The sequence below is a fragment of the Ignatzschineria sp. F8392 genome (assembly GCF_002252045.1).
Lineage (GTDB): Bacteria > Pseudomonadota > Gammaproteobacteria > Cardiobacteriales > Wohlfahrtiimonadaceae > Ignatzschineria.
Window position 1 is genome coordinate 89,072 of the sequence record NZ_NEFF01000002.1, and the last position, 16,268, is coordinate 105,339.

At 44.9% G+C, this 16,268-nt stretch carries 11 protein-coding genes; 5 read left to right on the plus strand and 6 right to left on the minus strand.

Annotated elements, in window-relative coordinates:
* Positions 1 to 71: 71 nt before the first annotated feature.
* Positions 72 to 569, minus strand: coding sequence for a GNAT family N-acetyltransferase (locus B9T19_RS04655; RefSeq protein ID WP_094567445.1), 498 nt, complete (start codon positions 567 to 569; stop codon positions 72 to 74).
* A gap of 341 nt (positions 570 to 910) precedes the next feature.
* Positions 911 to 1,456, minus strand: coding sequence for a hypothetical protein (locus B9T19_RS04660; protein ID WP_094567446.1), 546 nt, complete (start codon positions 1,454 to 1,456; stop codon positions 911 to 913).
* A 360-nt stretch (positions 1,457 to 1,816) separates the two neighbouring features.
* Here B9T19_RS04660 and B9T19_RS04665 point away from each other — a divergent pair, with 360 nt between their 5' ends.
* Together B9T19_RS04665 and B9T19_RS04670 are read left to right on the plus strand one after the other, a co-directional pair.
* Entirely contained in the window at positions 1,817 to 2,962 is a 1,146-nt protein-coding gene (locus B9T19_RS04665) for an exonuclease SbcCD subunit D (RefSeq protein WP_094567447.1), read from the plus strand.
* Positions 2,963 to 2,973: 11 nt separating this feature from the next.
* Complete coding sequence (locus B9T19_RS04670; RefSeq protein ID WP_094567448.1) at positions 2,974 to 6,204, plus strand: AAA family ATPase; 3,231 nt, start codon at positions 2,974 to 2,976, stop codon at positions 6,202 to 6,204.
* An 86-nt stretch (positions 6,205 to 6,290) separates the two neighbouring features.
* Here the strand turns inward: B9T19_RS04670 and B9T19_RS04675 are convergent, their stop codons facing one another.
* Positions 6,291 to 6,566, minus strand: a complete 276-nt coding sequence (locus B9T19_RS04675) for a hypothetical protein (RefSeq protein WP_094567449.1) — start codon at positions 6,564 to 6,566, stop codon at positions 6,291 to 6,293.
* A 205-nt stretch (positions 6,567 to 6,771) separates the two neighbouring features.
* On the opposite strand from B9T19_RS04675, the gene B9T19_RS10580 reads away from it, so the two are divergent.
* Complete coding sequence (locus B9T19_RS10580; RefSeq protein WP_158214350.1) at positions 6,772 to 6,924, plus strand: hypothetical protein; 153 nt, start codon at positions 6,772 to 6,774, stop codon at positions 6,922 to 6,924.
* A gap of 292 nt (positions 6,925 to 7,216) precedes the next feature.
* Here B9T19_RS10580 and B9T19_RS04680 read toward each other — a convergent pair whose 3' ends face one another.
* The 3 genes from B9T19_RS04680 to B9T19_RS04690 all read right to left on the minus strand — a co-directional run bounded on the left by B9T19_RS04680 (position 7,217) and on the right by B9T19_RS04690 (position 11,925).
* The gene (locus tag B9T19_RS04680; protein WP_094567450.1) at positions 7,217 to 8,743 is read right to left on the minus strand and encodes an AbgT family transporter; all 1,527 of its coding nucleotides are present in this window, start codon (positions 8,741 to 8,743) and stop codon (positions 7,217 to 7,219) included.
* A 329-nt stretch (positions 8,744 to 9,072) separates the two neighbouring features.
* On the minus strand, positions 9,073 to 10,362 hold the full coding sequence (locus tag B9T19_RS04685; protein WP_094567451.1) for an amidohydrolase: 1,290 nt from the start codon (positions 10,360 to 10,362) through the stop codon (positions 9,073 to 9,075).
* 231 nt (positions 10,363 to 10,593) lie between these two features.
* The gene (locus B9T19_RS04690) at positions 10,594 to 11,925 is read right to left on the minus strand and encodes a hydantoinase/carbamoylase family amidase (protein WP_158214351.1); all 1,332 of its coding nucleotides are present in this window, start codon (positions 11,923 to 11,925) and stop codon (positions 10,594 to 10,596) included.
* Between the two features lie 181 nt (positions 11,926 to 12,106).
* Here B9T19_RS04690 and B9T19_RS04695 point away from each other — a divergent pair, with 181 nt between their 5' ends.
* Together B9T19_RS04695 and mfd are read left to right on the plus strand one after the other, a co-directional pair.
* Positions 12,107 to 12,565, plus strand: coding sequence for an RDD family protein (locus B9T19_RS04695; protein WP_094567453.1), 459 nt, complete (start codon positions 12,107 to 12,109; stop codon positions 12,563 to 12,565).
* A gap of 3 nt (positions 12,566 to 12,568) precedes the next feature.
* Positions 12,569 to 15,931, plus strand: a complete 3,363-nt coding sequence (gene mfd, locus B9T19_RS04700) for a transcription-repair coupling factor (RefSeq protein ID WP_094567454.1) — start codon at positions 12,569 to 12,571, stop codon at positions 15,929 to 15,931.
* Positions 15,932 to 16,268 lie beyond the last annotated feature (337 nt).

Genomic DNA, 16,268 nt, shown 5'->3' on the forward strand with positions numbered 1-16,268 from the left:
AATAAAAAGAGCGGGAACATCATATTCTCGCTCTCTCTTTTCGTACTACCGATCCTTGGAAATAATCTTCCCTACTTCATAAAATGCATCATCGCATAGGGCACTTCAGCTAAGAGATCTCCCGCCTCAGGCTCTGTTAGATCATAGATCCCATATCCCAATGCCTCAATAAATTTCACCGCGCCCTCATTATCTCGATAGATATCGATATAGCTTGCGCCCTGCTCTTCTGCCGCGCTTATCAATGCTGAACCGATGCCAAGACGAATCCACTCCTTATCAACAGCAATACGTTCTATCGCATCCTCTTCAGCGGCAAGGATTCCAACTAACTCACCTTCAACATAAGCACCTAACAGAATTGATGTTTCACGTAAAAACTGAAAAGTCTCCGGAAGCGTTGCCAAGTAGAGCGCCTTTCCAACCCCATGGTTGATCTCTGCTAATCGCTGATAAAGTAATGCACCGGCACTTTCGATCTCCTCGTCAGATAGCGGTTGAATCGTATATCGACAAGATTCGGCATCCTCTTCACGGTATTTTTTATCTAAGTCTTTCACTCTCTTCATTGTGATATCACTCCTTCTAGCATTCAATCATCATTTCAATTCTACGGCGCATATCTTACACAACTCTCCCCTAAAGTCGCTACAAGAGATCGCATAAAGGATTCTCTACCAACAAAATAGTGATCAAATAACGATCAGGTAACAAGCAAAAAACAACCAAACAATAACAATAACAATAACAACCCAATAACGGACAAATAACAAACAGCTATCCAATAGCCTCAAGATAGCGATAAAACAACGATAAAAAATGCCCACCTTACAATAAGGTGAGCATTCCACTCTCTTCTTTGAACATTACAAAATCAGATCTCCTGATCGATCCTCATAACGTCTAACAACTAGTTAGGTTCTTCAATACGCCCTGGCTTACGATTAGGATTCTCATCATATGCTTTTGCCACTTTTGAGAATTTAATCGCAATAGCAGCACAGATATAAGCAAAGATCGCCCCCAAAACAGCACCGATGGGAACAATGATAAAGATCCGGTAGGAGAAAGAGCTGATACCTAACATCTGCGCAATGGGCTCATCGATAAAGAAGATAATGCCGACAATCACCAAGAGATAGAAGAAACTTAAGATAAATCCTCGCTTTAAGGCCATTAAGCGGAAGAGTCCCCCTAAATCTTGCTTCGCAAAACCACTCATCCAGAAGCCTAAAATCAACCCAAGCGGTAAAATAGCGGAGAAGGTGATTGTTGAAAAGGGAACGATCTTACTCAATTCCATAGCCGCATTATTACCATCGGCTACCAACTTATTGAGAAGCGTAAAACCGATAATATAGGTGATTAACGCAAAGAGATTAAAGATGAAAAAAAAGGTTAATGTAATTCTACCACTCTGATCCTGCTGATAGACTTGATCCGGCCGTGTTGTCATAGCGAACTCCTTCCCACAAATATGCTAAGCTTGAGTCATTGCCTTAGAGCGTCAATAGAGGCGCGATCCCATTGTTACCCTAACAGCGATAACTGAAAAATTATCGATAAACGTTATTGATAGACCTATTAATAGATATTATTGACAGACGTATTGATAGATCTATTGGTAGATATTCAATATTTCAATATTTCAATATCGCAATATCGCAATATCGCAATATCGATAATCATTTTATAAAATTATTCTAACATATCGACTCTTTATTAAGCTCGTTATAATCAAATTCTTATAAGATATTTTTAAAAGATAGAGAGCGTCAATTGCAAGAAAGAGAAAAGAGAGAGGAATAGAGACGGCATGAAAATTTTACACACCGCCGATTGGCATCTTGGCAAACTGATCCATGGAATCTATATGACCGAGGATCAGCGTGCTATTTTAGCGCAGTTAACCACCTATATTAAGCAAGAGCACCCCGATCTGATCATCATTGCCGGAGATCTCTACGATCGCGCCATCCCGCCAGTTGAAGCTATCGAACTGCTCGATCAATTTTTACGTGATATTGCCCTGAAAGCCGGCATTCCTATTATCGCCATTACCGGCAATCATGATAGCCCTAAGCGCCTCCAATTTGGTAATGAGTTTCTCCAGAGTCAATCCTGCTTTTTAATCACAGAGCTCGACCCTACCTTTCAACCGATCATTCTCTCGGACCAATGGGGAGAAGTCCATTTCTACCCGATTCCCTACTTAGAACCCTCTCTCGTACGCCATATTTTACAAGATGAGCATATCACCGATCACGATAGCGCCTTAAAAGCGATCGTCACCAAAATCGAAGCGCAATATGATCCTACGGTTCGTAATATTCTCATTCTTCATGCATTTGTGATCCACTCCTCTTCAAAAGAGAGACTCACCTCCGATTCAGAACGTCCGCTCGCCATTGGTGGCAGTGAATATGTCTCTGCCGAGCACTTTGAGATCTTTGATTATGTGGCGCTCGGTCATCTCCATCAAGCGCACTACATTAAAGATGAACGCATACAATACGCAGGCTCCCTCTTAAAATATTCTCAATCAGAAGCCAATCATCAAAAAGTGATCTTGGAGATTGAGCTCGGCGCTAAAGGAGAGTTATCCATTGAGAAGGTCGCTTTTACTCCCCGTCGGGAGTTGCGTGAAGTGAAAGGATATCTCAAAGAGATTCTCCAGATGCCTCAAAGTGAAGATTACTGTTTTGTTACCCTTTTAGATGAGACGCCGGTACTCCAACCGATGGCGCAAATTCGTACTGTTTTCCCCAATGCGATGCATGTTCAGAGATTGCCGATAGAGACACCGATGTTTCACAAGAAACATTTTGAGACACCTCAAAGAGAGCGAGAGGATGATCTCTCGCTCTTTACCGGCTTCTATCGTACCCTGCTCGATAGAGAACCCGATGCCGAGACATTACAGATTTTTGCTGATGCTATCCAACAGACAGAGAGTGAGTAGAGGAGAATCCCATGCGCCCCATTCAATTAACCCTTACCGCATTTGGCCCCTATCATGGAACGGAAGTGATCGATTTTCGTAAACTTGCTCCTCATAATCTCTTTGTGATCTCCGGGAAAACCGGCGCCGGCAAGACAACGATCTTTGATGGAATCTCCTATGCGCTCTTTGGTGAAGCAAGCGGTCTCGATCGTCAAGATGCCACTCTCTCACTCCGAAGTGATTTTGCGATCGATGATGAGCCGACGACTGCTGAGCTTATTTTTGAGCTCAAGGGGAAAGAGTATCGCATCTTTCGTCAGCTTCCCTATCGCAAAACGGGTAACAAGACGATTACCCAAGGAAAGGCGGAGTTATATGCGCTTAACCATGATGGTCCTCAAAGTGATCTCTTTGCAGAGATCCCACTCGTTGAACGGCAGATTCCCAATATGGTCAACCCTAAAATTGAGGAGCTATTAGGACTCAATCGAGATCAATTCAATCAGCTTGTCATGCTTCCACAAGGGGAGTATCAGCGTTTTCTAACCTCCAAGACCACCGATAAAGAGGCGATTTTACGCACTGTCTTCAATACTGAACGTTATCAAACCGTTGTCGAGAATCTCAAAATGAGCGCCGATCGCTCTAAAGAGAAGGTCAGAGAGATTCAGTTTGGTTATAACACCCTGATCCAATCGATCTATCGGCAACTACCACCGCGGGAATCCCCTTTCTTCGAGCATTTTCAAGAGGGAAGTGAAATTCAGATCAATAGTTTTCAAGCGCTTGAAGGTTTAGGTGTAGAAGCGGCATTTTATCAAGCAGAAGAGCGCACTATTCGCAAAGAGATCACGCAGCAAGAAGCCATCATCGAAACAGAGCAGGAGCGACTGATAGAGAACCGAGCGCTCAATGCAAAATTCCAAGAGTTAGAGGATGCACAAAAAAATCTTCAAGCCCTTAGCGCACAACAATTAGCAGTTGACAGCTTAAAATATTCTGTCGCTCTTGCGGAAAAGGCACTGTCGATGGAAAAATTTGCCAATGATGCCTTTCGGTTACGTCGAGAGTACACTGAAGCCCAAAAGGCATTAGCAGCAGCGCAAGAGCGCTTCAAAGTGGCGGAAGTAGAGCATCAAAATGCGCTAGAACAACATCAACTTGCACAGAAGAAAGAGGATCTTATCACGGCGCTGAGTGAGGAGGTGACCCTTCTTGAGAGTCGAGAAAGAGAGATTGAGGCGCTAGCCCAATATCAGACCACTATCTCTCAGAGCCGAGTGCAGATCACTCAGATTCAACAAGAGATCAACCGTTTAAGCGATATCATCCGCGAAGAGCAGACGAAAAAGAGTGATTGCCAGCAGAGAATAAAAAATGCTGAAACCGATAGTGATCCTATAGCGCAATATCAACAACTCCATCGCGACTTTGAACATTTCTCAACATTACTTGAGAAGCAGAAGCACGAGCAAGCAACGCTCTTATCACTCGAAGAAGAGAAAACAAGAAGAGCTACTGCGCTTGAAAACGCGCAAAAAGAGCAGAAAGATGCAGCTATAAAATTTTATCAGCAACAAGCTTTAACGCTTGCCCATACGCTTGAAGATGGCAAACCTTGCCCTGTTTGTGGCAGCTTCCAGCATCCACATAAAATCGATGGAATAGATGCTCATACGGCAGGTGAAGATTCCATCAATCCACAACATCAGTTTGAGGTGGCCAATCAGAATCTGATCGATGCTCAGCGACGATATGATCAACTACTCAATAGAGAGAAAGAGCTAGAAGAGAGAGTTCAACAAGCTTCTCAAGATCTTGAAGAGTCGTGGCAAAAAATGATCACTTTCAGCCAACAAGAGAGTGATGAGATAGTGCCTCTAGCCCTTGAGATCTCGACCTACGAAATGATGGTTTCATCACTTGCCTCTAATCGGCAAAAAGTACAATCTGCCTTTGATAATAGCCAAAGATCATTACAGCTATTACGAACGTTACGCCCCGAGCTTGAAGCGATTGAAACCGCTTTAATGCAACATCAAAGAGAACTCGACCAAGTAAGGGAATCTTATCAAGAGAAGAGAAACTACCTTACAGAGATGGAGAGCGCACTCAAATCGATACTCCAAAATATCCCTGAAGAGCTACGTGATCCTCAAGCCTATCGAGCCTATCTTGATCAGCAAAAAAGCGCTTTAACAACGCTTAAAACGCAACTCAAATTAGCAGAAAAAAGATTACAAGAAGCAGAAAAAGAGCGAGCGCTTCTCTCTCAGAAACTAGAGCAACACCAGATAGAAAAAGAGAAGCTCTCTCAAGACTCAAAAAAAGCAGAAGAGGATTTTACTCTGGCACTTATCCAAGCCTCTTTTATCAAAAAGAGTAATGATGGCGCTGAAGAGACTGATGAAGCTCAATTTATTGCGGCGCAACAGCAGATCCCTCATCTCGCTGAAAATCGTGACAAGGTGGCCGAGTTTGAACGACGCTATCTCATCGCCCATGAGAAGGTCAATGCCCTCTCTCTTGCTCTTGCCGGAAAAGCACCGATCGAGCTCTCCGAACTTGAGCAAAAAGTAGGTAGCGATAAAGAGAAGCTTGCAGAATTGCAGAGCGGACTTCATAAAAATCAGCAACTTATCACCCAGATAAAGCAGACGATTACCGGGATTAATGAGGTCAGTAGCGCTTTAGAGGCGGCACGTGCGCGGCATGAAAAAACAGTTGAGGTTTATGATCTTGTCCGCGGACAAAATAGTAGCCGAATCTCGCTCGAGCGCTTTATTCTCATCGAATATTTTGAAATGATTATTCATGCGGCAAATCTCCGACTCTATCAGATGAGTCATGGTCAGTTTCAATTTATTCGTTCCGAAGATATTGCTGCGCGCAATGTTCAAAGTGGACTTGATCTCAATATTTATGATGCTTATACCGGAGAAAATCGCGATGTTAAGACCTTATCAGGCGGAGAGAAATTTAAAGCTTCGCTCAGTCTCTCTTTGGGGATGGCAGATGTGATTCAATCCCATAAAGGGGGCGTCTCTATCGATACCCTCTTTATTGATGAAGGATTTGGAGCACTTGATGAGGAGTCCCTTATGCAGGCAATCGATGTTCTCATCGAGCTACAAGCCTCTGGACGTATGATCGGTGTGATTTCCCATGTAGAAGAGCTCAAGCAGGCATTGCCGGCACGTATCGAAGTCACCAAAACAAAGAGTGGCTATAGTAAAACGGCAATTATTCACCATCAATAATCCCTTCGATCTTATCGATGCCGATCTGCGGGCATGCACCGGCAAAAAGAACGAAATGGTAAATTCCCGCCCCTCAAAAGATTCTCTTAAGAATCATAAGAATGATTGACTGAAATTAATTGAAACAAAAAGAGGCTGTTGAGTTGCCGGAGATCACCACTGCATCCTTCCATAATTTGCATGCCGGCAATTGGCGATCTTCTATCACCCACTATTTTCTTAGAACAAAAAGAGCTGTTGAGTTGCCGGAGATCACCATCGCGTACATCTAAAAACCACGCGCCAGCAAATGGCATCAAAGATGCCAAACCGCGGGCATGCACCGGTAAAAAGAACGAAATGGTGAATTCCCGCCTCTCCATAAGCCTTCTTAAGAACAATTCATCAAAATAGCAAAGGCTGAACGTTGCCGGATCTCACTATCGCGCGTTTCCCAAAATCACGTGCCGGCAATTGGCATCAAAGATGCCGATCTGCGGGCATGCACCGGCAAAAAGAATGAAATGGTGAATTCCCGCCCCTCAAAAGATTCTCTTAAGAATCATAAGAATGATTGACTGAAATTAATTGAAACAAAAAGAGGCTGTTGAGTTGCCGGAGATCACCACTGCATCCTTCCATAATTTGCATGCCGGCAATTGGCGATCTTCTATCACCCACTATTTTCTTAGAACAAAAAGAGCTGTTGAGTTGCCGGAGATCACCATCGCGTACATCTAAAAACCACGCGCCGGCAATTGGCATCAAAGATGCCGATCTGCGGGCATGCACCGGCAAAAAGAACGAAATGGTAAATTCCCGCCCCTCAAAAGATTCTCTTAAGAATCATAAGAATGATTGACTGAAATTAATTGAAACAAAAAGAGCTGTTGAGTTGCCGGAGATCACCATCGCGTACATCTAAAAACCACGCGCCAGCAAATGGCATCAAAGACGCCAAACCGCGGGCATGCATTAGTGAAAAGAACGAAATGGTTGGCTCCCGCCCCTCAACAGATTCTCTTAAAAATGATTACATCGGTCCTAGCGGTAGCCCTAAGCTATAGTAGATTAAAAAGAGAACTGTCCAGCTACTAATAAAGATCAAACAATAAGGCAACATAATAGAGAGGAAAGTTCCAAAGCGAACTTTCGCATTATATTGTGCGATCAACGCTAATACCATCGGTAGATAGGGGTTTGTAGGCGAGATTACATTGGTCGTGGAATCCCCAATACGATATGCCATCTGAATCGCTTCTGGCTCAACACCGACTAACATTAAGAGCGGGACAAATACCGGCGCCATCATCGCCCATTGGGCAGAACCACTAAAGACAACAAGATTGATTAACCCTGCTAAAATCACCAGAGCACCTAGCATCACAACATTGGGTAACTCTATCTCTGCTAAAAAATCAGCCCCCGAGACCGCAAGCCACATCGAAAGATTGGTCCAATTAAACCAACCGATAAATTGTGCAATAAAGAAGACGAGAACAATATATCCCCCCACATTTTTTAAAGCATTGGCTAATAGTGTTGGTAGATCATCAAAATGGCGAATCGTGCCGGCAAAGATCCCATAGACAATCGCACAGCTGATAAAGAAGGTCATAATAATCGGAATCATCCCACTTAAGAAAGGAGATGGTACAAGACCACCATTGCCATTTCTTAAGGGAGAATCCTCTGGATAGATCGTTGCAATTAAGAGTAGAACAAAGAGTAAGGCATACAATCCTGTGATCTTTAGAGCCCGCTTCTCTTTTGCAGTAACCTGATAATCATCTCCCCCTGCCGGCGCTAGGTTATCATTATAATCTGCTGTAATAGGAAAACGTGGCTCGATAATCTTTTCTGTAATCCAAGTCCCCAAAATGGTTAAGAAAGGGACAGAGAGCAACATAAAATACCAGTTTGCCGCAGGTGTAATCTCAACACCATTGATAATCTTAGAGGCTTCATTGGTGACCCCGGAGAGAAGCACATCTGTCCCGGCAATAAAGATATTCGCGGTAAACCCTGCCGCAACAGCAACAAATCCGGCACAAATACCCACAATAGGATTCCGCTTAGTTGCTGCAAAGATAATCCCGGCTAAAGGTGGAACAAGAACAAATGCCGCATCTGATGCGAGATTGCCGACGATACCAACAATAAAAATAGAAGCGGTCACAAAACGGCGCGGCGCATTGAGTAGAAGCGCCTTAATCGCTGAATCAGCTAACCCAACCTCTTGCACAAGACCTACAGCAATCATCATACAGAGTACTAAACCGAGCGGTTTAAAGTCGATAAAGTTACTCACCGTTGATTGTAAAATATAGACTAAACCCTCTCCACTAATGAGATTGCGAATAGAGACCACATCATTCGTCACAGGATGGATCACTTCTAGGTTAATACCACTTAAAATTGCGGATAGTACCGCGATTAAGAGACAAAAAATAACAAATAGATAGAGCGGATTAGGGATCTTATTCCCAAATGATTCCACTCGATCAAACCAACTTCTCTTCTCTGCCGTCACAATGGGCCGCTCTAAATTCTTCTGCATTCGCACTCTCCTTAAATTACTTCATCTATCTACATCATCCAATAGCACTCTTCTTCAGGGCAATCTGCTCGCCCCCACGATTGAGTACACAATTAATGCTCTTTTCGACCTCATCGGCTTCTTCATCCCACAAGGTTGTCATCATCGATCTCCTTTATTGATCTATCTCTAATCTCTACCAAACTGAAAAAGATGATCGAAGTAGAGAGACTTCGATCATTCTTCATTCCCTTTAAAACTAGCAACTTAGACTAAAACTTATACTGATACTAATAATTGATACTAATAATTCAGACTGATAATCCACTTCATCTATTCCTTATCTAACATCATTTCGATGGAAGATAGGACTCAACTAAACCTACCAAAAAACTGGCCCCTAAAGGGGTAATATCATCATTAAAATCGTAATGACTATGATGCAGACCAATCGATGCGCCCGCTTCTGTTGCTACCGTGCCATTACCGATAAAGAGGTAACAGCCCGGCACCCGCTCAAGATAGAAGGCAAAATCTTCACTTGTCATCTGCTGCTCAATATCGAGTTTGACCTGATCTGCACCTACAAGCTCCGTTGCGACACTGATCGCTCTAGCCGCCTCTAACTCACTACTCACTGTAACGGGATGGCTAATCGGCCCTAAACGCATTGTTGCCTCCATCCCAAAAGCGCGCCCCATACTCTCTACTAAGAGATGCAATTGTGCAATGATCTTATGGCGCAATCTTTCATCATGAGTGCGGATCGTTCCTGCCATCTCGGCACTGCCAGCAATCGCATTGGTCGTCTCTCCACCATGAATTTGGGTAATCGCCACCACCAGAGGTGAGAGAGGATCGACAGTTCTTGCAACTAACCCCTGAATACCTTGGTAAATATGAGTTGCCACAAGAAGGGGATCTTGTGTCAACTGCGGAAGCCCGGCATGACCACTCTGTCCTTTTATAGTGATAAAGATTCGATCTGAACTTGCCATAATCGAACCTGGTTTAATGGCAAAAGTTCCCGCCGGCAATGTGGGCCAGTTATGCATCGCATAGATCGCATCTAAAGGGTAACGCGCTAAAAAATTCTCTTTAACAACTAACTGCTCGGCACCTCCTCTTCCCTCCTCCGCAGGTTGAAAGATCAAGATCGCCGTACCGGCAAAATTTCGATATTTAGCAAGATATTTTGCCGCCATCAATAACATCGTGGTGTGACCATCATGACCGCATGCATGCATAATGCCGAGATATTCAGAGCGATAGGTAAATTGATTCTGCTCTACTATCGGCAATGCATCCATATCTGCTCGAAGACCAATCATCGGTCCCCCATAACGGCCGGCAATAGTAGCAATTACTGCCGTCTTTGCAAAGGAGAGATCGATCTTATCAACACCATAAGCTGTTAAGAGCTCGACCACTTTCGCGCTTGTCGCTGACTCTTCAAATCCCAACTCTGGGTACTGATGGAAAGCGTGACGGATCGCTCTCGCCTCCTCTTGCCAGCCTTCGATCTCTTGCAAAATCGCTTGAGCACGATGCCTTTTAACACAATGCGCTTGCGAATCTTCCTCTTGAATGTTTCCCTTTTGAATATCTGTTGAAACGCCTCTTCGCTCACCTTCATTCATCGATATCACTCCACTCTTCTTCTCATCCCTTTAACTAAAATTGATCGAGCGCTTTCGCTCAGATCCCCCTAAAGGGCGCCTATTTCGCCCTTCTCTTCTTCCTATATACCCCATAATGAAGAAAGATGAAAGGAGGATGGGAGGAAGATGAAGGAAGATAGAAACGCTTCCTAAAATCGTGAGGTTAGAAATCTTAGTAGAGATAGCGAGATATTGAAATCATCTTCAAATTTAGAGCGCTAAATCTAATATCAACGCAGAAAAGAGGGAGATTCCCCGAATAATATCTGCCTCATGACTCAACTCTTGAGCATGATGGCTCAATCCATCGACCGATGGGATAAAGAGCATTACCGTTGGCATCAACATCGCCATAAAAGCGGCATCATGTCCGGCACCACTTAAGAGCGAATGAGATCGATATCCCAGCCGCTCGGCCCAAGAGGTTGCCTGCGCCTGAAGAGCTCTATCGAAAAGAACAGGTTCTGTAGTAGAGAGTCGCATCAACTTACTTGAGAGCTGATACTGCTTCTCAATGTGACTCTGCTGCTCCTTTAACGCCTCTAAAAAACGATCCCGATATTGCGTCCTAGAAAAACGGATATCCACTACCAATTGCGCAGCTCCCGGCACAACATTGATCGCATTGGGCGTAGTAATGAGCCTGCCACAGGTTGCTACAAAATAACCTTGTTCAAGCGCAGCCTCTGCCGCCATCTCAATCGCTAATTGATAAATCTTCGTGATCAATGCCGATGCTCCCACAAGGGCATCTTCTCTTAAGGTCATCGGGGTTGTACCGGAGTGATTCTGCTTACCGCTAATATTAATCTCCACACGATCGATTCCCACAATACCGGAGACAATTCCCACTTCCCGATCCAATGCTTCTAAGAGAGGTCCCTGCTCAATATGGAGTTCAACAAAACAATTTCCCGACTTTGGTGAAAGAAGATCACTCTGGAAGGGCGCTTCTCCCCCCATTTTGACAATAGCATCTGCTAACATTTCATCGGTGTAGGGATTTTTTCGTGCTAAATCTTGCTCGCTCAATACGCCGGCTAAACCTCTACTGCCGATACAAGAGAGCCCCCAATCACTACTCTCCTCTGCTAAAAAATCGATTAGTTCTAGAGAATATTGCGGTTTTTCTCCGGAAGTGATGATGCTTTGCAGCACTGAGATCCCGGCAATCACCCCTAAGATACCATCATAGAGCCCTCCACCCGGTACCGTATCTGTGTGGGAGCCAAAGTAGATCGTCTCCGCTCGCTCCCCCTCTAAACGCACCCGAAGATTGCCAATGGCATCATAGTAAGGCGTTAAACCTAATGCACTTAATCGTTCAACGAGCCATGCTCTACCAGCTAGATACTGATCGGTAAATGCACGGCGCGTATAGGGCTGATCAGAATCGGTTAATGCTTTTAAAGCGGCAAAATCAGCAAAGATCGATTGCTGATCAATCTGATCCACTAATTGTAAAATCTTCAGGTTTCGCGCTTCTTCCGATCTCACTCGCTCCTCCTTCATCATCCTCTCCCTTATCATCTCTTCCTTCATATTACTCCTCCTCACTGATAAAAATGCAACGGCGAAATCCCCTCCGCAATTCTGCAATAGGCATGTTAAAATAGTAACCATTTTTTAATCCATGATTTAAAAGTCTCTCGAGATGATCTTGTTTTAAAGTCGCCTACTAAGACTTCGATCTCTCAATCGATCAATCTATGAGGAGTTGTAGATGACAACCTATCCCCGTGCCCTACTCCACCGCCGACTCGGCGCTCTGCTATACGATATTCTCGCGATCTTTGCCTTAGAGATGGTGATTGCTGTGATCTTCTTGCCCTTTAATGGCGGCAATGCTATTGAAGCAGGTCATCCCCTCTTTCCCCTTCAACGAACACTCTTTGCGCTGCTCCCCTTTATCTACTTTCTCTTCTTCTGGTTAAGGGATGCCCATACAACCGGCATGCGCGCATGGCGTCTACGTATTCAACAGATCGATGGTCGTCCTATTACAGCTCAACGAGCTATTCTTCGCCTGCTTACCGCGATCATTAGCTGGATTCCACTGGGCTTAGGCTTTTTATGGGTCTTTGTCTCCCCAACTCGCCTCGCCTGGCATGATAAGCTCTCCGGCACTGAGATTATTCAACTTCCTAAAAAAGAGAAACAATCTAACAAAAAGCGCGCTTAAGTTATGAAAAAAATTGCCCTCCCCTCTCGCTCTATCCCCGTGCAGAAACGTACTATTGAGTGGGAGATTGAAAACCCCGCTCATTTTGCTCTCAACCTGGTCAACTCAGCAAAGAGTAGCGATCAAACCTTGGTGGTTATTGTTAATGATATGCGCAAAGCAGAAAATCTTGCGCAAGATTGCACCTTTTTTGGGGGTGAAGCGGCGATTTTTCCCGATACTGAAACACTCCCTTACGATCCCTTCTCTCCTCAGATCGATATCATCTCCGAGCGGCTCTCCCTTCTCTTCCATCTGAAGTCCGGCAATCGCAAGATTGTGATTATCACGATCCCCACACTCCTTGAGCGCCTTCCCCCTCGCGAATTCTTCGATGCAAATGTTCTCCTCTTTCAACGAGGCGATATTATCGATCGCGAACAGTTTCGTCTTAACTTAGAAGCGGCGGGCTATCTCGCTGTCTCCAATGTTCTCTCTCCGGGGGAGTTCTCTGCACGTGGCTCGCTCTTCGATCTCTTTCCAATGGGGGAGAAATCGCCGCTCCGAATCGATTTTTTCGACAATGAGATCGATTCAATTCGCACCTTCGATCCAGAAAGTGGCGATACTATTGAGACCTTTGAGAAATTATCGCTTCTACCAACACGAGAGCTCGATATGAGCCCCAAAGGTTTGGAGACCTTTGCCCAAAAATACCAATCTACCTTTACCGATGATCCTGCTATTTTAGGCAAATCTCATATCTATCAAGAGACAATCAAGGGGAATCTCCCCTCCGGCATTGAAAACTATATGCCCCTCTTCTTTGATAATAGCGCCACCTTTTTCGACTATCTCCCAACGACGACTTCGCTCATTCTCTATCCTCATGTCGAGCAAGAAGCTCTTCGCTTTCAAGAGCTGATCGAGACTCGATTTGAACGCTATCGCCACGATCATCTCAAACCGATTCTTCCCCCAACGCGCCTCTATCTCACCCCTAAAGGGGCGGAGAGCCTCATTAGTCACTATCCACAGGTCGATCTTCGCTTTACCACGCAGTTTCAACCTTCGATCGATCTTAAAGCATTAAAGACACAAGCAGATTCGGGGAAAAGCCCCCTCTTTCTCTGCGCAGAAACCTCCGGTCGCCGTGAAAATCTTCTCAATCGTTTAGCTAATGAAGAGATCACACCGGTAATGGCACCCTCCCTACAAGCGGCATTTAGTAAACCGGCACCCCTCATGCTCTTAACGGGCGTTCTCAGTCAAGGTTTCTCTAATGAAACACCCCCTTTCCGCATGGTGACAGAGGCGGAGTTTCTCGGCGTTAAACCCCGTGAGTATCGTGCAAAAGGGAAAGTGGCCGATATTGAGGCGATGTTAACGAATCTCGACACATTAGAGATCGGTGATCCCATTATCCATATCAATCATGGGATTGGTCGTTATGCCGGCATGGATATTATCGATGATACCGAACTTGTGGTGATTCAATATAGAGATAATGCCAAGCTCTATGTTCCCGTCACCTCGCTCGATCTCCTCTCTAAATATTCAGGTAGCGAGAAGAGTAGCGCACCGCTACATAAGTTAGGCTCTGATCAATGGGATAAGGCTCGAAGAAAAGCGGCGGAAAAGGCGAATGATACTGCTGCTGAGCTCCTCGATATCTATGCTCGCCGAGAGGCGCAATCGGGTAAGGGGATGACACTGCCGGAAGAGTATCCTGCCTTTGCCGAGAGCTTCCCCTATAAGACGACGCCCGATCAGCAGCGAGCGATCGATGCCGTTTTAAGTGATCTTGAAGCGGGAAAAATGGATCGTATTGTCTGTGGTGATGTGGGTTTTGGAAAGACAGAAGTGGCAATGCGTGCCGCATTTATGGCAGCAATGAATGGTTATCAGGTCGCAATATTAGCCCCTACAACCCTTCTTGCTGAGCAACACGCCACCGCCTTTGAGGATCGTTTTGCCGATTGGCCCATTAAGATTGCCGCGCTCTCCCGTTTCCGCAAGAGTCGTGAGACTCGCGAGATCTTAGCTAGCTTAGAAAAAGGGGAGATCGATATTATTATCGGCACCCATCGCCTGCTCTCAGAAGATACCCTTTTTCACAATTTAGGTTTAGTGATTATCGATGAAGAGCATCGATTTGGGGTCAAACAGAAAGAGCGCCTTCGTGCTTTAAGAGCAGAGGTGAACTTTATGGCGATGACTGCAACACCCATTCCTCGCACACTCAATATGGGCTTAACAGGGCTTAAAGCGCTCTCCATTATTGCAACACCTCCCGAAAATCGTATCGCGGTACAGACCTTTGTCAATGAGTGGAGTGATGAATTGATTGTTGAAGCCTGTATGCGTGAATTTAAACGGGGCGGACAGGTCTATTTCCTCCACAATGAAGTGAAAAGTATTGAGCTCGTTGCCGAGCGACTTACCGCGCTAATGCCCAATATCTCTATCGGTATGGCGCATGGGCAGATGCATGAGAATGAGTTGGAAAAAGTGATGCTCGATTTCTATCATCATCGTATCAATATCCTTCTCTGTACCACCATTATTGAATCGGGGATCGATGTTCCTAATGCCAATACGGTGATTATCAATCGTGCAGATCATCTTGGACTTGCGCAACTTCATCAGATTCGAGGTCGTGTTGGGCGCTCTCATCATCGTGCTTTCTGTTATCTCATCGTGCCGGAGTCGGCAGCAATGACAAGTGATGCGAAAAAACGGATTGAAGCGATTGCCACGACCGATACTTTAGGTGCCGGCTTTATGTTAGCCAATCATGATTTAGAGATACGAGGTGCCGGAGAGCTCTTAGGAGATCAGCAAAGTGGTGAGATCAATGCGATCGGTTTCTCTCTCTATATGGAGCTCTTAAGTGAAGCGGCAGAGATGATTAAACGGGGTGGAAAACTCGATGTTGCAGATCCCTTCAACAAAGGATTAGAGATCACCATCGGTGCGCCGGCATTGATTCAAGAGGACTTTATCTTTGATGTTGCGATCCGTCTCTCCTACTACAAACGGATCGCTAGTGCAAAAAGTATCGATGCGCTCGATCAGATTCAGATCGAAATGATCGACCGTTTTGGCCTTCTTCCTGATGCGACAAAACGACTCTTCAAAATCGCAGAACTTAAGTTAAGAGCAAAACCGCTCAACTTAAAGAAGATCGAAGCGAATGCCCAAGGGGTACGAATGATCTTTGGAGAACAACCGCGTATCAATACGCCAAAATTAATCAGCCTAATTCAGGAGCAACCCCAATTTTATCAACTTCAAGGACAAGAGGCCCTACGTTACAAGTTACCCCTTGAGAGCCCAGAACTTCGCATCAATGCCATCAGCCGCCTAATCGATCTTCTCAGCTAATAGCAAGAAGATCATCCCTTAACGGCACGCGATTTTTGGAAGAGCGCGATAGTGAGATCCGGCAGCGTTCAGCCTTTGCTATTTTGATGAATTGTTCTTAAGACGGTTTATGGAGAGGCGGGAACTCACCATTTTGTTCTTTTTACCGGTGCATGCCCGCCATTCGGCATCCTCGATGCCAACTGCCGGCGCATAGTCTGTGGAAGAGCGCGATAGTGAGATCCGGCAGCTCATCAGCTCTTTTTGTTTCAATTAATAACAGAGATCCCCGGTAAAGATTGATCTTATCCCGCTTTGCCGAAAATTTCCTGAAGTGATCAGCGTAAAAGATTAAAAT